Source organism: Enterobacter sp. MGH 38 (assembly GCF_000492855.1).
Classification (GTDB): domain Bacteria; phylum Pseudomonadota; class Gammaproteobacteria; order Enterobacterales; family Enterobacteriaceae; genus Enterobacter; species Enterobacter hormaechei_C.
The window spans coordinates 1,357,610-1,380,761 of the sequence record NZ_KI535608.1 but is presented as its reverse complement, the minus strand read 5'-3'; the positions used below and the strand labels follow the sequence as shown (position 1 = coordinate 1,380,761).

Genomic DNA, 23,152 nt, shown 5'->3' with positions numbered 1-23,152 from the left:
CGGGCAGGGCAAAGCCGCTACCCGGCCGCCGCGGTTAAGAACGTAAATCAATCACCATACGGCCACGGATCTGGCCCTGTTCCATCTCTTTAAAGATGGCGTTGATATCTTCCAATGGGCGCATCGTGACTTTCGGAACCACCTTACCTTCAGCCGCAAACTGGAAGGCTTCGAGCAGATCCTGACGGGTACCCACCAGAGAGCCCACCACCTGAATCCCATCCAGGACCAGACGTGGAATATCCAGGCTCATCGCTTCCGGCGGCAGGCCAACAGCCACCACGCGGCCTCCGGCGCGAACTGCGTCAACGGCAGAGTTGAAGGCCGCTTTCGCTACTGCCGTCACCACCGCCGCATGCGCACCGCCGGTTTTCTCCTGAATCACTTTTGCCGCATCTTCACTGCGAGAGTTCACGGTTAAGTCTGCGCCCATGCTGGCAGCGAGCTTCAGCTGCTCGTCATTCACGTCAATGGCGATAACCTTCGCATTGAAGACATTTTTGGCGTATTGCAGCGCGAGGTTGCCCAGACCGCCCAGGCCATAGATCGCAATCCACTGGCCGGGTTTGATGTCAGAGACTTTTACCGCTTTGTAGGTGGTGACCCCGGCGCAGGTGATGCTGCTGGCCGCCGCGGAGTCCAGCCCGTCCGGGACTTTAACCGCGTAATCCGCGGTTACGATGCACTCTTCCGCCATGCCGCCGTCAACGGAGTAACCCGCGTTTTTCACGTCACGGCACAGCGTTTCGTTGCCGGTATTACAATATTCACAGTGGCCACAGCCTTCAAAGAACCACGCCACGCTTGCACGGTCGCCTACTTTTAGCGACGTGACGCCAGGACCAATCTCTTTGACGATACCAATCCCTTCGTGGCCGAGGATCACCCCGGTTTTGTCGCCAAAATCACCATTCTTAACATGGAGATCGGTATGGCACACGCCACAGCACTCCATCTTCAGCAGCGCTTCACCATGTTTAAGCGCGCGTAAGGTTTTCTCTGTAACATTAACCTGATGATCCTGAGTGACAACAGCAGCCTTCATGTGTTTCTCCTTTCATGATGAGTATCTGCATAGCAGGTGTAATACCCATTAAGGATTAATACTTTGACGCTGTAATGCAAGGCAACCGCAACATAATGTCATCATTTAGCTCAGTTTCAGATTAAGAATACGGCGATCCTCTAATAATCAGTAGGGAAAAACACTGACGTAAAAAAGACCCGGCGTAATGACCGCCGGGTACAGACTTACAGTTGGGCTTCTATCTCCTCAATCTCTTTTCGCCATTGCGCCTGCAACTGCGGTTTTTGATGTTTGGGCTTACGCGCCAAATCTTCTTCCAGCAACGTTTCCAGGGCGACAAGGCGTTCGAGCAGATCGTCTGACGCTGAAGAGGGTGCCTTCAATGCGGCGTTCGATGCCTCAGGTACAACCGGACCGGCGTCCTCACGCAGGCGCTCAAAGACCGCCTCCGCATCGTGCCATTCGCTCAGCCTGCCGTCCTCAATCAGCCAGAAGCGGTTACAGCACTGGCTAATTAACTGACGATCGTGGCTCACCAGCAGCACTCCGCCTTCAAACTGTTGCAGCGTTTCCGCCAGCGCCTCTTTGCCCTCCATATCCAGGTGGTTGGTCGGTTCATCCAGGATCAGCAGGCTATAACGGGCAAGGGTCAGGCCGACGAACAGCAGGCGCGAACGTTCCCCGCCGCTGAGCGTACTGACTTTTTGCCCGTGCCGCGCCCACGAGAAGCCGGCACTGATGAGCGCCATTTTACGGGTTTGCGGATCTGGCGCGAAAGGTTCCAGCGCATCCAGCAGCGCCGTATCGTCTGGCAACTGATGCAGCGTCTGGTCGTAGTAGCCGGGTGAGACGCGCGGATGACGCTTAAGCCGCTCGTCCGAGATCTCGTCGCAAAAATGTCGCCAGATAAGCTTCAGCAGCGACGATTTTCCGCAGCCGTTACGACCCACAATTGCCACGCGATCGCCGCTCTTCAGCCGCGCGCTGACGAGGGTAAACAGGTCTGGCAGACCCGGCGCCGGGGGGACGCCGAGGTCGGTTATTTCCAGCAGGCGGTCGGCCCGAAGCGCGTCCCCGCGCAGGGTTAAGGTCCACGGGCTTCCCGCCGTCAGTTCCGTCTGGTTTTCTTTAAGCCGTTCGACCTGTTTTTCCATCTGCTTAGCCTTGCGGGAGAGATCTTCGTTGTCGTAGACCTTGCCCCAGGTCGCGAGGCGTTTGGCGCTGGCCGTGACGCGGTCGATCTCTTTTTGCTCTGCCTTATGCCGCAGCGCATCGCTTTCGTCTTTCGCCTTCAGCGACTGACGGGCGGCAGTGCAGGGAAGGGCGAAGTAGTGCAATGTTTTATCGCGCAGGATCCAGCTGCCGTTGGTTACCGCGTCCAGCAGTTGCCTGTCGTGTGAAACCAGCACAAAGCTGCCGGACCAGCTCTGTAAAAACTGCTCCAGCCACAGCAGTGTCGGCAGGTCGAGGTGGTTGCTCGGTTCGTCCAGAAGCAGCAGATCCGGATCGCTTATCAACGCCCGCGCCAGCAGCAACCGCGTATGCTGACCGCCGCTCAGCGTGGCGGATTGCAGCGCCGTTTCCTGCGTCGTAAAGCCCATTCCGGCCAGCAGCGTCTCGGCCTTCCAGCGAAGACTGTCGCGCTCACCGGTCGGCAGCTGCGCCAGCACCGCATCCAGCATGGTCAGGGGATAAAGGGTCTCCGGCAGATGTTGTTCCACGCGCGCCAGCAGGCAATGTCCCGCCAGTGAAACGGTTCCGGCAGCAGGGGACTGCGTCCCGTCGAGGATTTTCAGCAGCGTACTTTTTCCGCAGCCGTTATCACCCAGCAGGCCAATGCGGTCGCCTTTTTTCAACGTAAAGGAGAGAGAGTCGAAGAGCGTGCCAAACGCGGTATCAACACGTAAAGAATGTGCAGTGAGTAGAGTGCTCATTGTTGCTTACCCAGGAGTTACAGGCATGTTTATGCCTCGTCAAACATCGCTGACGATAACTCAGTAAGCCCGAGAGAAGGGATTTCAGGGGTTAGTGTCTTCGCTCAAGCGGTAGTTATCGCAGCACGATACCGATAACGCTTGAGCTGGTGCGATCACCAAATGTATGTGAAACATTGAAAATTTCACAGTACAGCATAATTGGCCTCCTTATATATTCAGTAGGTTAATGGATGAAGGGAGTGTAGCGGGGGAAAATGGGTTTGGCTAGTGGGAAGTGCCGTATATTCCCCTCACCCTAACCCTCTCCCCAAAGGGGCGTGGGAACTGTCCGGTGCGGTTTTCACCCTCTCCCCTTTGGGGAGAGGGCTGGGTGAGGGGTAATGCTTAAATCGAAGTACGACGATAGCTACGGTATTCCGGCATCCAGAAATTATCATCAATCGCTTGCTGCAACGCATCGGCAGAGGTTTTCACCGCGACGCCTTGCTGCTGCGCCATTTTGCCTACCGCGAAGGCAATTGCGCGGGACACTTTATGAATGTCTTTCAGCTCCGGCAGTACCAGGCCTTCACCGTTATTCACCAGTGGTGAGTGACCTGCCAGCGTTTCGCTCGCGGACATCAGCATTTCGTCGGTGATGCGGGACGCGCCGGAAGCGATCACTCCCAGACCAATACCCGGGAAGATATAGGAGTTATTGCACTGCGCAATGGGGTAGAGCTTGTCCTTCCACACCACCGGATCGAACGGACTGCCGGTCGCGACCAGCGCATTGCCTTCGGTCCAGGCGATGATATCCTGCGGCGTCGCCTCCACGCGTGAGGTCGGGTTCGATAGCGGCATCACGATAGGTCGTTCGCAGTGCTTATGCATCTCGCGAATAATCTCCTCCGTGAAGAGGCCGGTCTGCCCGGATACGCCGATCAGAATATCCGGCTTCACGTTGCGCACCACGTCAAGAAGCGAGAGCACTTCGTTATCCGTATCCCAGTTTTTCAGGTTCTCGCGCTTCTGCACCAGTTTGGTCTGGAACGGGAGCAGGTTTGGCATACCGTCGGTCAGCAGGCCAAAACGGTCCACCATAAAGACGCGGGAGCGGGCGAGCTCTTCGCTTAAGCCTTCGCGCTGGGTCTGGGCAATAATTTGCTCGGCGATGCCGCAGCCCGCGGAGCCTGCACCCAGGAAGACAATTTTCTGATAGCTGAGCTGGCTGCCTGCCGCACGGCTCGCAGCAATCAGCGTACCGACGGTCACTGCCGCAGTGCCCTGAATGTCATCGTTGAACGAGCAGATCTCATCGCGGTAGCGGTTCAGCAGCGGCATGGCGTTTTTCTGTGCGAAGTCTTCGAACTGCAACAGCACGTCCGGCCAGCGGTGCTTCACGGCCTGGATGAAATCATCCACAAACTGATAGTACTCGTCGTCGGTAATGCGCGGGTGACGCCACCCCATGTACAGCGGATCGTTCAGCAGTTGCTGGTTGTTGGTCCCCACGTCCAGGACCACCGGCAGGGTGTAGGCCGGGCTGATCCCGCCGCAGGCGGTGTACAGCGAGAGCTTACCGATGGGAATACCCATCCCGCCAATGCCCTGGTCGCCAAGGCCCAGAATACGTTCGCCATCGGTTACCACGATCACCTTGATGTTGTGGTTCGGCACGTTTTGCAGAATGTCATCCATGTTGTGACGGTTCTGATAAGAGATGAACACGCCGCGGGAACGACGGTAGATCTCCGAGAAGCGTTCACATGCCGCGCCGACGGTTGGGGTGTAAATGACGGGCATCATCTCTTCGAGATGGTTCTGCACCAGGCGGTAGAAGAGGGTTTCGTTGGTGTCCTGGATATTACGCAGGTAGATGTGCTTATCGATTTCGGTTTTAAAACCCTGATACTGGATCCAGGCGCGTTCCGCCTGTTCTTCAATGGTTTCAACCACTTCAGGCAGCAGGCCCAGCAGGTTAAAGCTGCTGCGCTCTTCCATGCTAAAGGCGCTGCCTTTGTTCAGAAGGGGAAACTCCAGTAAAACCGGACCGGCGTAAGGAATATAAAGGGAACGATGTTTTTTCAGTTTGTTGTCCATGTCACTCACTCTTTTTAAGAAGATCCGTCCCTGACACTGCTGTTTGTCATCTTTCTGGCCTGTGCTACGGGGTGCGGTCGGTTGGTATTATAAAGGAGCTGAATATTAATTACCGCAACACATAAACAAAAACACCATCGGGATTACCGATGGTGTTGTGAATATCGTGCCGGAACTTACTTGCCGGAAGGGCGTTTTCTGCCGGTAGCGTGGGTAACCTGCGTTTCGCTACCCTCCTCAATAACCACTTTACGCTTGTTAGAGAGCTTGTAGTTCAGTCCCAGAATGTGGCGTGCCTGACGGTTCGATTTCATTTTAACTCCTCAATCCCGTTGATAGTTTTAAGGACAAGTTTGCTCACGCAAACGAAATGTAACCCCTTAGGTTGCTGATCCAGCTTAGCAGGTTTTTACAAAGGTGCATTTTGCCCGCTGACCACATAGTTGATGGTTTGCTGGTAGATGTCACTGAGGATGTCATTGTCTGTGGCTTCCACCCACTTGGTCAGTTCCATCAAAATGTCATCTTCGGTAACAACACCGTGCTCTGCCTGAAGACCCTGCGCAATCGCGTTAACGAGTTCGGGTTGTGCTGCTGTGGTATGTGCCGGGTAATAAGTAAACATGCTGCCTCCGTGTCGTTGTCTGTTTAATGTTACGGCGTGCAAAATCGTAATTCACATTCAGATTGGCAAATATTTTCGCCGTTGTGGTTCAGATTCGTCCTGGAAATAAAAATATCATCTCTCCTGGCACACAAATAAAATTCAGGGTTTCCAGCGGCGTAAATTTGTCGTTTTTTCATAAGGCATGGGCGTCGGCCAGGAGATCAATTCCACAATGCTGCCCCAGGGGGTCTGCCCATAGCAGAAAGCATTCCCTTCACCTTGCTCATCCGGAAACGTGAGCGGTTTTGGCGCGGTAAATATCTCCCCGCCGGCAGCGGTGAAAGCGGCTATCGCCTTATCAAAATCATCAACATAAACAGCAAAATGCTGGAGGCCAAAGTCGCTTGCGCGGGCGGGCATTCCCTGTTCAGGGCCATGCATTTCGAAAAGTTCAATGCCGGGTCCATGGGGCATAACAAGCATGCGAATGGCGTGAATTTTTGTGCCGGGAAATAATTTTAAGGTGTGCTGCTGGGCGGCCTGATCAATATTATCGGTTTCCGCATCGACAGAATGATATAAAACCTGTGCGCCGAAAGCGCGTTCAAAAAATAGGGTGGCTTTTTCAATGTCGGGCACCGTAATACCGATATGGTCGATGCCCCTTACTGACGATGGCATAGTAAACTCCTGCTATAAAAAATTTAAATATAGCAGGAGATAATCAGGATATTACCACTTCATTTCGCCGGTATTCACTTTGGCACTCAATTCCAGCGAACTGGCTTCCGCCAGATTCGGCCATTGTTTTTTCATCGTGCTAATGACGCCGGTTGACGCTTTATGTGTCATGAGGGCCTGTTCAAACTGATGTAGATAGCGACGGGTAAAGTCGATAGCGCCGGTACCCGCTGGCGGTGTCCCAAGGTAGTGGCCCGGAATAACGTGTTCGGGCTTAAGGGCTGCCATGCTATCCAGCGTCTGCTGCCACTGTTTGCGGCTTTCCGGCGTTTGGGTATCCGCCGTCCAGACGTGAATACCCCACGAGACGCCCGTGCCGCCGAGGATGGTTTTTGCGGATGGGATCCAGACGTACGCCGCATAGCTCTCAGGCTCTTCAATATTCACTCTTTCACCATCAATCATAAAGGTGGTTGAGGCAAGCACCTGCGGCACGTAGAGCTGCGTCGGCGCGCCGTCTTTCATCTGTGGCCCCCAGAAGGCGAGCTTCGCGTCTTTTGTGGCCCTGATATGGTCCACCACCTGTTGCGTGGCGACAACTTTGGCATTAGGGAAGGCTTTCACCAGCGGTTGCAGGCCGAAATAGAAATCCGGATCGCCGGAGGTGATCACGATTTTGTTCAGCGTTTTACCGCTGTGGCGAATTTTTTCCACCAGCGCTTCGCCATCTTTCACGCTGAACTGGGCGTCAAACAGTACCGCCTCTTTCGGGCCAGATACCAGGGTGGATGAGATGGCAAAAATGCCTTTTTCCTGCGGGTTGTACGTATCAACGGTCAACGGCGCGGCAAAGACGGCCGGAGTGAAAAGGGTTGTCAGCAAAGCAAGGCGGGCGATAGTCATGGTCATGTCTCTGTTCTTCAGGAAAGTCTCTATTGTACGGATCTCTTCATTTGCCAGAATTCCTGAAACAGGAGATGCTTAGTTTCATAAATCGAGCAAATGGAGGTCAAAATGGATCGCGTTATTGCCGCCCAGGTGTACAACCGCATCTGTGAGCTGGGGAGTTTAAGCGCGGCGGCGCGGGCGCTGGGGATCTCCCGTCCGATGGTGAGCCGTTATCTGGAGCAAATGGAGAAGTGGGCCGGGGCGCGGCTGGTGAACCGCTCCACCCGCAAGCTGACGCTGACGGCGGCGGGGGAGAAGGTCCTGCAAAAGACCCGCACGCTCTCGCAAATTTCTCAGGAAATTGAAGATCAGTCAGTGAAGGATTTACCCTCAGGCACGCTTCGTGTCGCCTGCGCGCACTTTACGGCGATGCATATTATCGTTCCGGTGCTGCCCGATCTGTTGCAGCGTTACCCTCAGCTGCGCATTGAGCTGGATGTTAACAATCATCCGGTAAGTCTGGTGGGCGAGCGAATTGACGTGGCGATCCGCATCACCGATAACCCTGAACCGGGCATGATCGCCCGCCGACTGGGAGAGTGTCGGTCCGTACTTTGCGCCTCGCCGCACTACCTTGCCAGTCGGGGCGTTCCAGTGCAGCTGGAGGATTTATCCCGGCACAACTGCCTGCATTACAGCTTTTTTGCCGGTCAGTCGTGGCGTTTTTTGACGCCAGAAGGGGAGTCGGTCACGACGGCGGTCAGCGGCAATCTCAGCGCCAGTATCTCGTCATTGCTGATGGAGGCGGCGATAAACCACTGTGGTATTGCCATGCTGCCCGAGCGCGAGGCCGACGCGGCGCTACGGCAGGGCAGCCTGGTGCCGGTGCTCGGCGCCTTTACGCCAAAACCGATCGGTATTTTTGGTATTTATCAGTCGCGAGACTATCAGCCTGCGGCGCAGCGTGTGTTCCTGGATGCACTTGCAAACCACCTTGCCACGCGCTCGGACTAGTCTGTCTTCCCTGCAAAATGGATTATGCGTCCTATACTTATCCCTTTGTAAGCCAAAAGGAGAGCAAGAATGACGATTCATAAGCACGGTTCAGCACACTGGTCTGGCGACATCAAACGCGGCAAAGGGACGGTCTCAACAGAGAGTGGCGTCCTTAACCAGCAACCTTACGGCTTTAACACCCGCTTCGAGGGCGAAAAAGGGACTAACCCGGAAGAGCTGATTGGCGCAGCGCACGCGGCCTGTTTCTCTATGGCCCTGTCTCTAATGCTGGGCGAAGCGGGTTATACTGCCGATTCCATCGATACCACGGCGGATGTCTCGCTGGATAAAACCGACAGCGGTTTTGCCATCAGCAAAGTGGCGCTACAAAGCAAGGTGACGGTACCGGGTATCGATCCGCAGCAGTTCGACGGCATTATTCAGAAAGCGAAGGCGGGTTGTCCGGTATCGCAGCTGTTGAAAGCCGAAATCACGCTGGATTACAAACTGAACTGATATCAGGCCGGGCAAATGCCCGGCTAACCTTTCACTGCCGCAGGGAAAACCTCGGCAAGCCACGCAATAAACACTCTCAGGCGATGCGTTAAATGCCGACTCTGGGGATAGACCACGTGAAAAGGATACGCCTTAGGACGCCAGTCGCTCAGGATCTCTACCAGCGCGCCCGTTTCCAGATGCGCTCTCGCAGCATAGCCAAACGTCTGAATAATCCCTAAACCCGCCAGCGCCGCGGCCAGATGTGCGTTGCTTTCATTGACCCCAAGGTGGTGCGGAACGCTGATCTCCAGGGGCTCACCCCGGTCAAGGAAGCGGAACGGAAATGCGCGTCCGGTAACCGGGGAAAGGTAGCTAATCAGCTTATGGCCGTTGCGCAGCTCCTGCGGATAGGCAGGGATGCCGTGAGCTTTAAGATAGCCCGGCGCCGCGCAGGCGATCATCCCGGCATCACCGATATGCCGCGCGATAAGCGAAGAGTCATCCAGCGGGCCGCCGCGGATCACGCAGTCCACGTTTCCGCTGATTAAATCTACCGGACGATCGGCTACCCCCAGGTTAATGCGCAGATCCGGGTAGCGCTGAAAAAAATCCGGCAGCAGGGGGATCAGCACGTCCCGGGCGGTTGAGCCCCCCACGTCAATACGCAAATGGCCTTTGGGCGTGCAGCACGATGCGCGAAAGGCGGTATCAATGTCCTCTATATCAATTAATACCCGTAGCGCTTTCTCGTAGTATTCCATGCCTTCTGCCGTCGTGACCACCCGGCGCGTCGTGCGATGCAGCAGCCGTGTTTCCAGGTGCGCTTCAAGTGATTTTACCAGCTTGCTCAGCGTGGCTATCGGCATGTTCAGGGAGTCTGCCGCTCGGGTAAAGCTTCCGGATTCAACCACCCGCGTAAAGGCACGCATTGCCATTAGCTGATCCACATAGATCTCCTCTGATTATTTCCTGCTGTGAAAATTCATTTTCATTTTTGCCCGTTTATCGCTAATCCCGCAAGGTCTAAAGTTTGCCTGACGCGGGCAAACGCTCCTCTTTTACATCACAACAAAGGTTATGAGTATGAATACAACGCTTGCAGGAAAAATCGCTCTGGTGACCGGTGGCAGCACCGGTATTGGTCTCGCAACGGCACAGGAGCTGGCGGCGCAGGGAGCGAAGGTCTATATCACCGGACGTCGTCAGGCCGAACTGGATGCTGCCCGGGCAGACATTGGCGCCGCGGCGGTAGCTATCCGCGCGGACGTCTCCAGAATGGCCGATCTGGATGCGGTTTACGCGCAGATTGCTAAAGAAGAAGGACGACTCGATATTCTGTTCGCCAACGCCGGGGGCGGCGACATGCTGCCGCTGGGCGCTATCACCGAAGAGCAGTTTGACCGGATTTTTGCCACCAACGTGCGCGGCGTGCTGTTCACCGTCCAGAAAGCGCTGCCGCTGCTCTCATCTGGTTCATCCATTATCCTCACCGGATCGACGGTTTCGATTAAGGGGACGGCGAATTTTAGCGTCTACAGCGCCAGTAAAGCCGCCGTGCGTAACTTTGCCCGCTCCTGGGCGCTGGACTTACAGGGCCGCGGGATACGCGTCAACGTCGTCAGCCCTGGCCCCGTGAAAACGCCCGGTCTTGGCGATCTGGTTCCCGAAGAACAGCGTCAGGGATTATACGATGCGCTGGCGGCCCAGGTACCGCTGGGTCGCCTGTGCGCGCCGGGCGAAGTCGGGAAAGCCGTGGCGTTTCTGGCGTCCGATGCCGCCAGCTTTATTAACGCCACGGAGCTGTTTGTCGATGGCGGGATGGCGCAAATCTAGCGGTTACGCCAGCAGCGTACGCTTCGGCCTTCGGCTGCGGGCTGAAGCGGCTGCGGCCGTTCACATCCCTGCATCGCCAGCGGGCAGCGGTCGCGGAAGTAGCAGCCAACGGGCAGGTGGCGATTACCGGGAAGATCGGTTTTGCGTAATGCCAGATCTTCGTCCAGCGGTTCTCCGGTACGGGGAACGGAGTCAAGCAGCAGCTGCGTATACGGATGCCGCGGCTGACTCAGCACCTGGTCCGCCGGACCCAGCTCCACGATCTGCCCCAGATACATCACTGCCACACGATCGCTCATGTGCCGGACCACCGAGACGTTGTGCGAGATCAGTACGTAGGTCAGATTTCGCTGCTGTTGCAGGGCAACCAGCAAATTGAGGATCTGCGCCTGGACAGAAATATCCAGCGCGCTGGTGGGTTCATCCAGCACGATGATGTCAGGATCTGAAGAGAGCGCCCGGGCGATAGCGATGCGCTGGCGCTGTCCGCCCGAAAACGCATGCGGCAGGCGGTCAAGATATTCTGCTCGAATGCCCACCTGCTGCGCCAGCGTCTCAGCCAGCTGACGACGCTCCCGTTCGCTGCGGCGTTGCTGTATCCACACCGGCTCGGTGATGATGCGCCAGACGGGTAAACGCGGATCGAGGGACGAGAGCGGGTCCTGAAATACCATCTGCATACCGCCTGCCGCATTTGCGCGCTGACAGGCACCTGTACTCGGTTTGAGCATGCCCATCAGCAGTTGCGCCAGCGTGCTCTTTCCACAGCCGGATTCCCCCACAACGCCCAGCGTTTCGCCGCGATGGATCCGGAGATCCATGCCGTTGAGGGCGTGTACCTGCTCCGTCACGCGCCCCAGCCAGTTTTTGCGCGCAGGAAAATTCACATGCACGCTATCCAGTTCCAGCAGTACCTCAGACATGGCGTCTCTCCTGTTGTGGGTACCAGCAGGCAGCCTGTTGGCCTTCTGCGCCCGTGGAAATTAAGCGCGGCGTTTCGCTGCATTTCGCCCCGGCAGCAAAACAGCGTTCGCGAAAGGCACATCCGCGCGGGAGGTGGCTGAGGTTAGGTACCGTGCCGGGAATGGCCGGGAGGATCTCGCGCGGTTCACCATTTTCCGGGGCACACCGCAGCAGGCCAATCGAATAGGGGTGTACAGGATGGTGGATCAAAGTCTGCGTGCTGCCGCTTTCGATCACGCTGCCCGCGTACATAACGTACATCCGGTCACAAAGCTGCGACACCACCGCCATATCGTGACTGATAAACAGCACCGACGTCCCGCTGGCGCGCGCTTTGTGTTTCAGTAGCCGCAGCACCTGACGCTGAACGGTCACGTCCAGCGCGGTGGTCGGCTCATCGGCAATGATCAGCTCCGGCTCGCAGGAGAAGGCAAGGGCGATCATCACCCGCTGGCGCATGCCGCCGGAAAGCTCAAACGGATAGCGTTCCATCACCTGTGCCGCATCCGGGATTTGCATCTCGCCCAGCAGGGCGATCGCCTTCTGCTGCGCGTCGCGGCGGGAAAGCGACTGATGCTGGCGGATCACCTCCACCATTTGCCTGCCAATCCGGCGCGTAGGGTTAAGCGCCGTCATCGGCTCCTGAAAAATCATCGCCACCCTGGCGCCGCGCCACTGACGAAGCTGTTTTTCCGACGCGTTCAGGACATCTTCCCCGAGCAGGGTGACCCGGCCATGGTGAACATGGTAACTGCCTTCCGGCAGCAGGCGCATCGCCAGCATCGCGGTGACCGATTTTCCCGAGCCGGATTCGCCCACCACGCCGACAATTTCACCCCGGCCAATCTCCAGCGAGACGTGGTTGAGCGCGTGGACGTCACCGCGAAAAATGGGGAAGCTCAGATGCAAATCTTCAATCGATAATACGGAATCACTCATGACTGCTTCCCTCCTGATTTGGGATCCAGCAGGTCGCGAAGACCATCGCCAAACAGATTAAACCCAACCGCCGTGATCAGAATTGCCGCCCCCGGAAACGCGCAGTACCACCACTGGTCAAGCACGTAGTTACGCCCCACGGCCACCATCGCGCCCCATTCGGCGGTCGGCTGCTGCGCGCCTAATCCAATAAAGCCCAGCGTGGCGGCCATCAGAATGGCGCTGCCGATATCCAGCGACGCCTGTACGATCAGCGGCGGAAGGGCGTTACGCAGGATATGCCAGCTGATCAGGTGCCAGCGCGATGCGCCAAAGGTGCGGGCGGCCTGCACGTAGGTGAACTGGCGCACCAACAGCGTTTGCCCGCGTGCCAGCCGCACGTAAAACGGAATGCGTACAATCGCAATCGCCAGCATCGCGTTAAACAGGCTTGGGCCGAGCGCGGCGGCCAGCGCCATCGTCAACACCAGCGAGGGGATGGAGAGCATAATGTCCATGATACGCATAATGATGGCGTCGCCGCGTCCGCCGAGTACGCCGGACAAACAGCCGAGCAGAGAACCGATGCCGCCCGCAATCACCACCACCGCCAGCCCCGCCGTGATGGACTGCTGGCTGCCCACCAGCACGCGGCTGAACAGATCCCGGCCCACCTCATCGGTGCCAAACCAGTGCTGGGCTGAAGGCGCCTGCAATCGCGCGGTCAGATCCAGCGCGTTCGGATCGTGCGGGACTATCCACGGCGAGACCATCATCAGCAGCAGCATCACGATCATAATCACCCCGCCGATCAGCGTGAGCGGGCTTTTGCGTAACATCCAGAATAGCTTTGCCCAGTTAATGCGCTGTTTAGCGGTGCTGACAGGGACGGGCGTTTCCTGAGTTAACATCATTCGGCACCTCCGCGCCCGATTCGCGGGTCGATCCACAGATACAGCAGATCCACCACCAGATTGACGAAGACATAGGCCAGCGATACCACGACCGCGAAGCCCATGACGGCAGGGAAGTCCAGCGCCTGAATGGAGGTCACCACCCAGGCTCCCATTCCCGGCCAGGCAAACACGGTTTCGGTAAGGACTGCCCCGTACAGCAGATCGCCCAGCGCCAGCCCGAGCACGGTAATGGAGGGGATCATGGCGTTGGGTAAGGCGTAGCGCAGCACGATGTACCACCCCGGCAACCCGCTCGCGCGGGCGGTACGAATATAATCCTCGCTCAGTTGCTCCAGCATCGCGGAACGTACCTGACGCGCCACAATACCCAGATGCACAAAGGCCAGGGTCAGGGAGGGTAGAATCAGGTGCTGTAGGGCGTTGAAAAACACCTCGCCGTTGCCTTCCAGCAGAGCGTCCAGCAGATAAAAACCGGTAACGTGGGCGGGCGGATCGAGCCAGTCGTCCAGCCTGCCGCCGCCGGGCAAAATTTGCAGTTGCCCGTAGAACAGAACGATAACACCCAGTCCCAGCCAGAAGGCAGGCGTCGAGATGCCCGTCATCGCCATCAGTCGCACCAGGTGATCCAGCCAGCGGTTACGGTACACCGCCGATAAAATGCCCAGCGGCACGCCAATCACCAGGGCCAGCAGCAAAGAGCAGAAGGCCAGTTCCAGCGTGGCGGGGAAAAAGGCTTTCAAATCTTCCGCAACGGGGCGACCGGTGCGAATGGATGTGCCCAGATCGCCATGCGCCAGCGCCTCTACATAGCGGCCAAACTGAATATAGAGCGGTTGATCCAGCCCCAGCTGCTGGCGGATGCCCTGCACGATTTCATCGCTGGCGCGGTCACCGGCCAGCAGGCGGGCCGGATCGCCGGGGATCAGGTGTGAAATAATAAAAGTAATAATACAGACACCGGCCACCACCAGGATTAACCCCCAGCAGCGCTGGCGCACAATGCTCCAGAACGTCATACACTTCCCCCCGGCGTGGGCCGTTACTTACTCATGGTGGCGATGTTAAAGACCTGCTCAAGCATCGGATTAAAGGTGAAGCCTTTGACCTCTTTGTTCATCGCCAGCTGATAGTTCTTCTGGAACAGATAAACGTAAGCCGCCTCGTCAATCACCACTTTCTGCGCCTGCTGGTAATCTTTGGTGCGCTCCGCCTGATCGGTGGTTTTCAGTGCCGCCTGCAACAGCGCATCGACCTCTTTGTTCTCATAGAATGAGCGGTTACCCGGCAGCCCTTTTTTGTCCGATTCGAACCAGTAGTTCATGAACATGTACGGGTCAGCGAAGTCCGGGCTCCAGTTACCAATCGCAATGTCATAATCACCTTTGCCGACGCGGTCGCGCATGGTGGCGTTCGCCAGTTTCTCGAGCTTGACGTTAATCCCCAGCTTGCCCAGGCTCGCCTGCGTGGAGAGGGCGATAGGCTCCCAGTTCGGGTCGTTATCGGAGTAGAGGAACGTCAGGCTGGCGGGTTTATCGTTGACTTTCTCCAGCGCCGCTTTGGCTTTGGCCTCGTCAAAGCTGTACTGCATGGCGTTCGCATCAAAGCCCCACATGCCCTCCGGGATCGGGCCGCGCATCTGCTTGCCGTTCCCGCTGAGAATGCCTTTCACCATCCCCTGATAATCGGTCGCCCAGGAGACCGCGCGGCGCAAATCCACCTGATTCATCGGAGGCTTACTGTTGTTCAGATAGAGGTAGGTCACCCGCAGGGACGGGTATTCCGCCACGGCCACTTTGCCTTCCTGCTTCAGAGCGGCAAGCTGATCCACCGGCAGGGCGTCGGCGATATCCAGATCGCCACGGGAAAGTTGCAGGCGACGCGAGGCGCTTTCACCGATAATCTTGACCGAGACACGCTTGAAGTGCGGCTTTTCACCCGGCCAGTGTGGGTTGGGCACCATCACCAGCTGCTGACCTTTCCGCCAGCTTTTCAGCATAAACGGTCCGGAACCCGCGGTGTTTTGCGCCAGGAAACCGCGTGCGTCGTCGGCGGCATTGGCTTTCAGCACCGCCGGGTTGACGATCGACGCGCCGTCATTGGCCAGCGTGTAGAGGAACGGGGCGAACGGCTGGCTGAGGGTGAATTTCACCGTATGCTCATCCACCGCGTCCACTTTCAAATCTTTCGGGAACGCTTCGGAAGGTCCCTGGTTAATTTTCAGCAGACGTTCAAACGACAGCTTGACCGCTTCGGCGGTCACCGGCGTGCCGTCGGAGAATTTTGCATTATCTGCCAGGGTGAACGTCCACTCTTTCTGGTCGTCAGACGCCTTCCAGCCCGTCGACAGATCGCCTTCCACCTCCGTGGTGCCAGGCTTGTATTTCACCAGACGCTGGTACGAGGGGTAGGTCACCGTCCAGTCGTTGTTATCGATAGTGACCGCCGGATCCAGCGTTTGCGGATCGGCAGCTTTCCCAATCACCAGCATATCTTTTGGCACCGCCGCCAGCGCGAGAGGGGCGCTCAGGGCGAGCGTAGCGGCAATCAGGGTTGTAAGCAGCGTTGTTTTCATGGCGGGGCTCCAGAATTACAGTGAGTGTGTGGTCGGATAACAGGCGAACTGGTCATCTAACAGCGGGTAGCTGGCGGCATTCGGCAGTTCGAAATGCCACCATTCGCTGCTGATGCCTACAAAACCGCCGCCGTACATAACGGCGTTCAGGAGCAGACGATTTCGCTGCGCCTCAGGCGGAACGGAAGGGTGCCAGGCATGAGAACGGTCGTGCATTTCGTCAAACCCGGCGCCCATATCCAGCACGTTGTCGTGTTCATCCATCAGCGTGACGTCAATGGCGGTGCCCCGGCTGTGGTTAGAGCCAATTGCGACATCCACCACGTATTCCGGATTGGGGCAGGCATCCCAGAGTTGCGACTGCGCCTGCTGGGGGCGGTAGGCGTCGTAAACCACCAGCTTCAGACCGGCCAGCGCGGCGATGCCGATCGCTTTCGCCAGCGCGGTGGCGGCATCCGTATGCAACAGGCACGCGGCGTGCTGGTAGATCGGGCGGCCAGTGATGTTATCGGCGGTGGCGTATTTCAGATCGATATGCAGCGTGGGAAAGGTTTTCGCCACATCAATCAGTTGACTCTCTTCAGGCATAGCTCCGCTCCTTTAGCGTTCAAATTGACCAAACTCTTGTTGTAGTTGTCGGTTGATTGCCAGACGTTCCGGCAGCGCATCCCCCAGCGCCTCCACAACGCCCGACAGCAGCAGGTTGAACAGACAGCTCACCGGCGCCAGCGAATCCCAGAAATGGCCGGTATCGGTCTTCACCTGGAGTAAATCAATCGGGTAATCCCGCGCCCACGGGCACCAGATATCGGTGATCAGCGCCATCGCCAGGCCTTTTTCGCTCGCCACGCGGCAGTACTGGCGGGCAATGGCGGAGTAGGCGCGGGTATCCGTCAGCACGATATACGGGTTCGCAAAGCCGGAGTTAAGCGACTCCACCCAGCTACCGGAGAGCCCTTCTGAATAGCTCACCCGCGGGCGCAGATACTCCAGATGGCTGAAGAACGCATTGGCGATCCCGCGCGTGGACTGGATCCCCAGCACGAAAACGGCGTCGGCATGGGTAAGTTGCTGGACCACCTGCCTGAACGTTTCGCTTTGCGCCAGCTGGTAGACATGGGCAATGGCGTCCACCTCCAGCGACAGGGAGTTCTGAAGGCGATCCGACAGCGGCTGTTGCTGCTTCCAGGAGTCGAGACGCTCGTTAATGCCCCAGGGCTGGTGGGGATCGCGCAGGCTTTTTTTGGCGTCGTCCAGGTTGCGGTAGCCCAGCTTGCGCAGAAAGCGTCCGACGGTGATCCCGCTGGTGGCCGTGGCCAGCGCCACGCTCTCTGCCGTTTCAAAGGGGATCTGCCCGACGTGCGCCAGCATCCAGCTTGCCACCCGCTTTTCGCTTGGGGTGAGCTGGCTAAAGGTCGCTTCGATACGGCTCAACACCTCAGGTTTGGTCGTCATACCGCCTCGCTGTTAACTGGCTGTCAAAGGCCGGGTTTCTGTTACCGGATTAACAATGCAGGACGCGTGCCATGTTCACATTGCGGCGAAAACGCGCTGTGCAGCAAAGTTAATGCAATATTTGTTTAACAGGTGATCAACATTTGTGCAGCGTAGTTCACTTTTGGTGCAGTGTGCAGGCTGAAGGGTATCTATTTGGTGAATACGTCAGCCTCTTCACATTTTTTGGTAAGATGAAAGCTCTGGGAAAAAAGAGGGAGCCTTACATGGCGAATTTGCCCTGGCGGGTCAGCGTGCGCCTGATGGCTCTCGCAAAAAAAATAGCGATGGTCATCGGGATCATTGTGCTCGTTCTGCTTTCGGTGCGGGTTTATCTTTCGCAGCAGGGGCCAGCCCTGCATCACTGGCACACCTGGCGGGCTGATGAAATGTCTGTGCAGGAGATGGATAACGCGACCTTCGTAGCGTATGTCGCGCGGGAAAACGCCATCTTCACCGCTCTCGACGCTGAGGTGACGGCGAAAGTCACCCCCGCAGAGCGCACGCCGCTGAACCGTTATTACCGCCAGAGCCTGGTGTGGCCAGGACACTTTTCCCCGGATGCAAACCGGTCGTTCGTGCTGATGCCTGCCGGAAAGCCGCGCGGGGGGGTGGTATTGCTGCACGGTCTGACGGATTCGCCCTACAGCGTCAGGCATCTGGCAGAGAATTATCAAAAGCACGGCTTTGTGGCCGTAGTGCCTCGTTTGCCCGGACACGGCACGGCACCGGGCGCGCTGACAGACGTTGACTGGGAGGCGTGGCTGGCGGCAACGCGCCTCGCGGTTCGTGAAGCGACACGCCTGACGGGGAACGATCTCCCCCTGCATCTGGTGGGCTACTCCAACGGCGGGGCGCTGGCGATGAAATATGCCCTCGACGCCCTTGATGCGCCTGCACTGCGTCAACCTGAGCAGATCGTTTTGCTCTCACCGATGATTGGCGTCACGGCGTTTGCGCGCTTTGCCGGATTCGCCGGGCTACCGGCTATGTTACCGGCGTTTGCCAAAGCCGCGTGGCTCAACATTTCGCCAGAATATAATCCTTATAAATACAATTCGTTCCCGGTGAATGCGGCACGTCAGTCCTGGCTGCTTACCCAGGCGCTGCATGAGCAGATAAATCGCGGTGTTCATGATCACAAACTGGCGCAGCTTCCGCCGATACTTGCTTTCCAGTCGGTCATGGATTCAACGGTCAGTACCCGCGCCGTGGTCAGCGGGCTGTTTGACCAGCTTCCGGCAAACGGCAGCGAACTGGTGGTTTTTGATATCAACCAGGCCGGGAGTTTCCGTCCACTGTTCAGGCCATCATCCTGGACGGCGGTGGCTGACCTGCTGCCGGAGGCAAAAAGACGTTACAGTGTCACAATTGTGACCAATGCCAGCCCCGACAGGTTTGATATGGTGGCAAAGAAAACGCCAGCGGGCAGCACCCGGGAAACGGTGATGCCGCTGTCGGTCGCGTATCCGCAGGAGGTTTATTCCCTGTCGCATGTTGCTATTCCGTTCCCGCCTGATGACGATCTTTATGGCCGCCATCCTGCGGTGAAAAACCGCTACGGTATCAGCCTCGGGACGATAGCCCTGTGGGGAGAAACATCGGTTCTGAGCGTCGGCAAAGATGCGCTGATGCGCGTGACGTCGAATCCGTTCTACGACTATATGCAGACGAGGATCGACAGCCGTATCGGGGAGAATTAAGCCCGACGTGGAATAGATTAGGTCACACCGGGGAACTGTGTTAAACAGTACCGTTCAGGCGTATACCCCATACCGGACCCCGTTTCTGTGCTGACAACTCTCATTTATCGAAGCCAGCTGAGCTTAACCTGCACCTCCGCAGCGTTAAGCGCGCTGGTTGAACAGGCCAGGATCCGTAACACGGAGCAGGGCATCTCAGGCATTCTTCTCTCCCGTGGACGTGACGTTCTGCAAATTCTCGAAGGCACGGAACAGCGCGTCGTCGCGCTTTTTAACTCCATCCGTGCGGATGACCGGCATACCGGCGTAGTGGAACTGATGCGCGATTACGGCCCGCGCAGACGTTTCGAAGACGTGGGAATGCTGCTGTTTGACCTGGACGTTCAGACCCCGAAAGCGGTTCTGGCGTCGGTTCTGCATTACAGCAAGCTGGAAAGTTATCTGACTTCTGAGGATCGGGTCTTCAAATTCATTCAGACCTTTATCACCGGTAAAACCGCTATCCCACCCGCTTCGGACTATGAGCCCGATAAATGGACGCTTTCGCGAGAGCGCGCGCCGTTTGGTAAAGGGTTAGGTCTGCTGGCGGGACAGCCCTGCCAGTTTGCGCTGCAACCCATTGTCGAGCCGTCCGAAGGCAAGATCAGTTCTCTCGAAGCGCTTATACGCGGAAACGACGGCGGCAGCCCGGAGCATTTCTTCCGTAGTCTCGATCGTGAACTGATTTACGAAGTCGACCTGCAAACCAAAGCCTGGACCTTTGCGCTGGCGCAAAAGCTCGGCATCGGCAGCCACAAACTGGCGGTGAACCTGCTGCCAATGTCGCTGGTTAACGTGCCGGGCGCGGTAGAGTTCCTGGTAACGCAGATCAAAAAGCACAATCTACAGCCGGAGCAGGTGATCATTGAAGTCACTGAGAACGAGATGATTTCAGGCTTCAACCAGTTTAACAGCGCGATTAAACAGCTGCGGGCGGAAGGGGTTGGGCTGGCGATAGATGATTTTGGTTCCGGCTATGCTGGTCTTTCGCTGCTCACTCGGTTCCAGCCGGATAAACTCAAAATCGACAGAGAGATCGTCAGCGATATTCACCTGAGCGGGCCCAAGCAGGCGATTGTGAAGTCGATAATCAGCTGCTGCACCGATCTGGAGATTACGCTGGTCGCAGAAGGCATTGAGAAGATAGAAGAGTGGTGCTGGCTTGAATACGCCGGTATTCGGCGCTTCCAGGGCTTTTTGTTCGCCCGCCCGCAGCTCAATGGCGTGGGTGATATCCACTGGCCCCATCGGGTGGGTTAAGCAAATTTTCCCTCGCCATATTTCCCCGACACCCTGCCTGTGCTTAAATAGCTAAACCGGTTTAACATGATTTAGCTAAGAAGGTGATATGGAGACGATCTGGGTACTTGGCGATGCAGTGGTGGATCTGTTGCCCGACGGAGAGGGCAAACTGCTGCAATGTCCTGGCGGCGCACCGGCCAACGTCGCGGTAGGGGTAGCGCGTCTGGGCGGCAGAAGCGCCTTTATAGGCCGGGTGGGCGACGACCCCTTCGGGCATTTTATGCAAAAAACGCTTGCGGATGAGCAGGTTAATACAGAATGGCTGCGGCTGGATCCGCAGCATCGCACCTCCACGGTGGTGGTGGATCTCGATAACGACGGTGAACGTTCCTTTACCTTTATGGTTCGCCCGAGCGCTGATTTATTCCTCGACTCTGCCGACCTCCCGTCATTCCGCGCCGGGGAGTGGCTGCACGTCTGCTCTATCGCGCTCAGCGCCGAACCCAGCCGTTCCGCGACGTTTCTGGCGATGGCCGCGATCAGACAGGCGGGGGGATTCGTCAGCTTTGATCCCAATATTCGCGCCGATCTCTGGCACGATGAAGTCGAGCTGCGTCAGTGTCTTGAGCGGGCATTAGCCTGTGCAGATGTGGTGAAAATCTCGGTGGAAGAGCTGGCGTTGTTAACCGGAAATGCGCAGGTCCATGAGGGGCTGGCGGCGCTGATGCGCACCTGTCCGGCCAGGCTGGTGCTGGTAACGCAGGGAAAAGAGGGCGTCACCGCCTGGCAGGAAGGCGCGTTGACACACTATGCTGCATCACCCGTGGAATGCATTGATACCACTGGCGCGGGGGATGCTTTCGTCGCAGGGCTACTGTTCGGTCTGGCACGTTATGGCCAGGCCCGTCTCTCAGAGGTCATCACGTTAGCGCAGCGCTGTGGGGCGCTGGCGACAACCGCAAAAGGGGCAATGACCGCGCTGCCTTATCATCACGAACTGTAATTCACCTCTCCAGGCCACCATTCGGCGGCCTGAATTGTCGCCTCGATCACACTTACTAAAACGGTTTAGCAAAAAACATTGCCGATCTAAAATTCAACGGTTTAGTATCACCAGCCTAAACCGGTTTAGCAATTTAGCACTTTCACCGATAGTTATTAGGGATGCGACAAAATGTATAAAAAACGCAGACTTGCCGTGATGATAGGCATGCTGGCCGGCAGTACCTCTGTTTTTGCCCAGACGGATATGACCCGTATCGAAGCGCGCCTGGCGGCGCTGGAGCAGCGTTTGCAGGAGGCGGAAACTCGCGCGCAGGTTGCTGAAAAGCGCGCCACGGCAGCGGAACAGAAAACGCAGCAGCTGGTGGCTGCGCAGCAGGAAGCGCAAACCTCCACACAGGCGGTGGCGCAACGCACCACGGTGCTGGAAGAAAAAGCCGACCGGACAGGCGGTTTTGAATTTCACGGTTACGCCCGTTCCGGCCTGATGATGAACGACGCGGCCTCCAGCAGCAAAAGCGGCCCTTATCTGACGCCCGCCGGGGAAACGGGCGGGGCCATCGGGCGTCTGGGGAACGAAGCGGATACCTACGTTGAGCTGAATGTTGAGCACAAACAGACGCTGGAGAATGGCGCGACGACGCGCTTTAAGGCGATGCTGGCCGACGGTCAGAAAACCTATAACGACTGGTCGGCAGACAGCAGCGACCTGAACATTCGTCAGGCCTTTGCCGAGCTGGGCAATTTGCCGGACTTTACCGGCGCGCTGAAGGGCAGCACCTTCTGGGCGGGTAAGCGTTTTGACCGCGACAACTTCGACATTCACTGGCTGGATTCCGACGTGGTATTTCTCGCCGGGACCGGTGGCGGCGTCTACGACGTGAAGTGGAACGATACGCTGCGCAGTAACTTCTCCCTTTATGGCCGTAACTTCGGCAGCGAAGAGGAGATCGACAACAACGTTCAGAACTACATCCTCAGCATGAATCACTTCGCCGGGCCGGTGCAGATGATGGTCAGCGGCTTACGAGCAAAAGATAACGACGACCGTAAGGACAGCAACGGCGATCCGATTAAAACCGACGCGGCCAATAACGGAGTACATGCGCTGGTTGGTCTGCATAACGAGAGCTTCTACGGCCTGCGGGAAGGTTCCGCCAAAACGGCGCTCCTTTACGGCCACGGTCTGGGCGCCGAGGTGAAAAGCATTGGTTCAGACGGCGCGCTGCTGTCAGAAGCCGATACCTGGCGTATTGCTAGTTACGGTGTCACGCCTCTGGGCGGTGGCTGGCACATTGCGCCCGCCGTGCTGGCTCAAAGCAGTAAAGACCGCTACGTGAAGGGCGACAGCTATGAGTGGGTCACGCTCAACACGCGTCTGATCAAAGAGGTGACCCAGAATTTCGCCCTCGCGTTCGAGGGCAGCTATCAGTACATGGATTTAAGCCCGGAAGGCTACAAGGATCGCAATGCGGTTAACGGTAGCTTCTACAAGCTGACCTTCGCCCCGACGTTAAAGGCGGGCAAGATTGGCGATTTCTTCAGCCGTCCGGAGCTGCGTCTGTTCGCCACCTGGATGGACTGGAGCAGCAAGCTGGATAACTACGCCAGCGATGACGCCTTTGGCAGCAGCGGCTTTAACGCGGGCGGGGAATGGAACTTTGGGGTGCAGATGGAAACCTGGTTTTAACCCTTCACGCTCCCGCATCGCGGGGGCGTTTCAAACACCATAAAAAGAGGTCAGGAAGAGGTA

22 protein-coding genes and 1 pseudogene are annotated in these 23,152 nt (G+C 57.2%); 7 read left to right on the top strand and 16 right to left on the bottom strand.

Annotated features, from left to right (window positions below):
- Positions 1-34 precede the first annotated feature (34 nt).
- The 7 genes from adhP to L384_RS04910 form a co-directional block, all read right to left on the bottom strand.
- Complete coding sequence (gene adhP / locus L384_RS04880) at positions 35-1,045, bottom strand: alcohol dehydrogenase AdhP (protein WP_023314184.1); 1,011 nt, start codon at positions 1,043-1,045, stop codon at positions 35-37.
- 206 nt (positions 1,046-1,251) lie between these two features.
- Positions 1,252-2,961 (bottom strand): ABC-F family ATP-binding cassette domain-containing protein, encoded by a 1,710-nt coding sequence (locus L384_RS04885; protein WP_003857057.1) that lies wholly within the window; start codon positions 2,959-2,961, stop codon positions 1,252-1,254.
- Between the two features lie 387 nt (positions 2,962-3,348).
- On the bottom strand, positions 3,349-5,046 hold the full coding sequence (locus L384_RS04890; protein ID WP_003857058.1) for an NAD-dependent malic enzyme: 1,698 nt from the start codon (positions 5,044-5,046) through the stop codon (positions 3,349-3,351).
- 176 nt (positions 5,047-5,222) lie between these two features.
- Positions 5,223-5,360 (bottom strand): stationary-phase-induced ribosome-associated protein, encoded by a 138-nt coding sequence (sra, locus tag L384_RS04895; protein ID WP_003857059.1) that lies wholly within the window; start codon positions 5,358-5,360, stop codon positions 5,223-5,225.
- Positions 5,361-5,455: 95 nt separating this feature from the next.
- Entirely contained in the window at positions 5,456-5,671 is a 216-nt protein-coding gene (bdm, locus tag L384_RS04900; protein ID WP_003857061.1) for a biofilm-dependent modulation protein, read from the bottom strand.
- A gap of 141 nt (positions 5,672-5,812) precedes the next feature.
- A complete protein-coding gene (locus L384_RS04905; RefSeq protein ID WP_023324678.1) occupies positions 5,813-6,334 on the bottom strand; it encodes a VOC family protein in 522 nt (173 codons plus the stop codon).
- Between the two features lie 51 nt (positions 6,335-6,385).
- The gene (locus L384_RS04910; RefSeq protein ID WP_023324677.1) at positions 6,386-7,237 is read right to left on the bottom strand and encodes a Vmh family MBL fold metallo-hydrolase; all 852 of its coding nucleotides are present in this window, start codon (positions 7,235-7,237) and stop codon (positions 6,386-6,388) included.
- 111 nt (positions 7,238-7,348) lie between these two features.
- On the opposite strand from L384_RS04910, the gene L384_RS04915 reads away from it, so the two are divergent.
- Entirely contained in the window at positions 7,349-8,236 is an 888-nt protein-coding gene (locus L384_RS04915) for a LysR family transcriptional regulator (RefSeq protein ID WP_003857067.1), read from the top strand.
- 69 nt (positions 8,237-8,305) lie between these two features.
- Positions 8,306-8,734 (top strand): OsmC family protein, encoded by a 429-nt coding sequence (locus L384_RS04920; RefSeq protein ID WP_003857069.1) that lies wholly within the window; start codon positions 8,306-8,308, stop codon positions 8,732-8,734.
- A gap of 23 nt (positions 8,735-8,757) precedes the next feature.
- On the opposite strand, the gene L384_RS04925 is transcribed toward L384_RS04920, so the two are convergent.
- Positions 8,758-9,663 carry a LysR family transcriptional regulator gene (locus L384_RS04925; RefSeq protein WP_023324676.1) on the bottom strand — a complete coding sequence of 302 codons (906 nt, stop codon included), beginning with the start codon at positions 9,661-9,663 and terminating at the stop codon, positions 8,758-8,760.
- Positions 9,664-9,799: 136 nt separating this feature from the next.
- Between L384_RS04925 and L384_RS04930 the strand changes: the two genes are divergently transcribed.
- Positions 9,800-10,549 (top strand): SDR family oxidoreductase, encoded by a 750-nt coding sequence (locus L384_RS04930; RefSeq protein WP_023324675.1) that lies wholly within the window; start codon positions 9,800-9,802, stop codon positions 10,547-10,549.
- Here the strand turns inward: L384_RS04930 and L384_RS22935 are convergent.
- From L384_RS22935 to L384_RS04965, 8 genes and pseudogenes are all read right to left on the bottom strand, one after another.
- Positions 10,503-10,613 carry a hypothetical protein gene (locus L384_RS22935; RefSeq protein WP_349861263.1) on the bottom strand — a complete coding sequence of 37 codons (111 nt, stop codon included), beginning with the start codon at positions 10,611-10,613 and terminating at the stop codon, positions 10,503-10,505. The genes L384_RS04930 and L384_RS22935 overlap by 47 nt on opposite strands.
- A pseudogene (locus L384_RS04935) lies at positions 10,570-11,370 on the bottom strand (ABC transporter ATP-binding protein); the annotation flags it as partial. The gene L384_RS22935 and the pseudogene L384_RS04935, both read right to left, overlap by 44 nt.
- Positions 11,371-11,464: 94 nt before the next feature.
- The gene (locus L384_RS04940) at positions 11,465-12,451 is read right to left on the bottom strand and encodes an ABC transporter ATP-binding protein (protein ID WP_003857075.1); all 987 of its coding nucleotides are present in this window, start codon (positions 12,449-12,451) and stop codon (positions 11,465-11,467) included.
- Positions 12,448-13,344 (bottom strand): D,D-dipeptide ABC transporter permease, encoded by an 897-nt coding sequence (gene ddpC / locus L384_RS04945; RefSeq protein ID WP_023324674.1) that lies wholly within the window; start codon positions 13,342-13,344, stop codon positions 12,448-12,450. The genes L384_RS04940 and ddpC overlap by 4 nt, the downstream gene beginning before the upstream one ends.
- Complete coding sequence (locus L384_RS04950; RefSeq protein ID WP_003857077.1) at positions 13,341-14,363, bottom strand: ABC transporter permease; 1,023 nt, start codon at positions 14,361-14,363, stop codon at positions 13,341-13,343. The genes ddpC and L384_RS04950 overlap by 4 nt, the downstream gene beginning before the upstream one ends.
- A gap of 23 nt (positions 14,364-14,386) precedes the next feature.
- Entirely contained in the window at positions 14,387-15,919 is a 1,533-nt protein-coding gene (locus L384_RS04955; RefSeq protein ID WP_003857078.1) for an ABC transporter substrate-binding protein, read from the bottom strand.
- Positions 15,920-15,934: 15 nt separating this feature from the next.
- Positions 15,935-16,507 (bottom strand): D-alanyl-D-alanine dipeptidase, encoded by a 573-nt coding sequence (ddpX, locus tag L384_RS04960; RefSeq protein ID WP_003857079.1) that lies wholly within the window; start codon positions 16,505-16,507, stop codon positions 15,935-15,937.
- 12 nt (positions 16,508-16,519) lie between these two features.
- Positions 16,520-17,374, bottom strand: coding sequence for a MurR/RpiR family transcriptional regulator (locus tag L384_RS04965; protein WP_022651219.1), 855 nt, complete (start codon positions 17,372-17,374; stop codon positions 16,520-16,522).
- Positions 17,375-17,640: 266 nt separating this feature from the next.
- On the opposite strand from L384_RS04965, the gene L384_RS04970 reads away from it, so the two are divergent.
- The 4 genes from L384_RS04970 to L384_RS04985 all read left to right on the top strand — a co-directional run bounded on the left by L384_RS04970 (position 17,641) and on the right by L384_RS04985 (position 23,089).
- A complete protein-coding gene (locus L384_RS04970; protein ID WP_023324673.1) occupies positions 17,641-19,116 on the top strand; it encodes an alpha/beta hydrolase in 1,476 nt (491 codons plus the stop codon).
- A gap of 87 nt (positions 19,117-19,203) precedes the next feature.
- Positions 19,204-20,415, top strand: coding sequence for a diguanylate phosphodiesterase (locus L384_RS04975; protein WP_003857082.1), 1,212 nt, complete (start codon positions 19,204-19,206; stop codon positions 20,413-20,415).
- An 88-nt stretch (positions 20,416-20,503) separates the two neighbouring features.
- Positions 20,504-21,400 (top strand): aminoimidazole riboside kinase, encoded by an 897-nt coding sequence (locus L384_RS04980; RefSeq protein WP_023324672.1) that lies wholly within the window; start codon positions 20,504-20,506, stop codon positions 21,398-21,400.
- A gap of 171 nt (positions 21,401-21,571) precedes the next feature.
- On the top strand, positions 21,572-23,089 hold the full coding sequence (locus L384_RS04985) for a carbohydrate porin (RefSeq protein ID WP_023324671.1): 1,518 nt from the start codon (positions 21,572-21,574) through the stop codon (positions 23,087-23,089).
- The last annotated feature ends 63 nt before the right edge of the window (positions 23,090-23,152 follow it).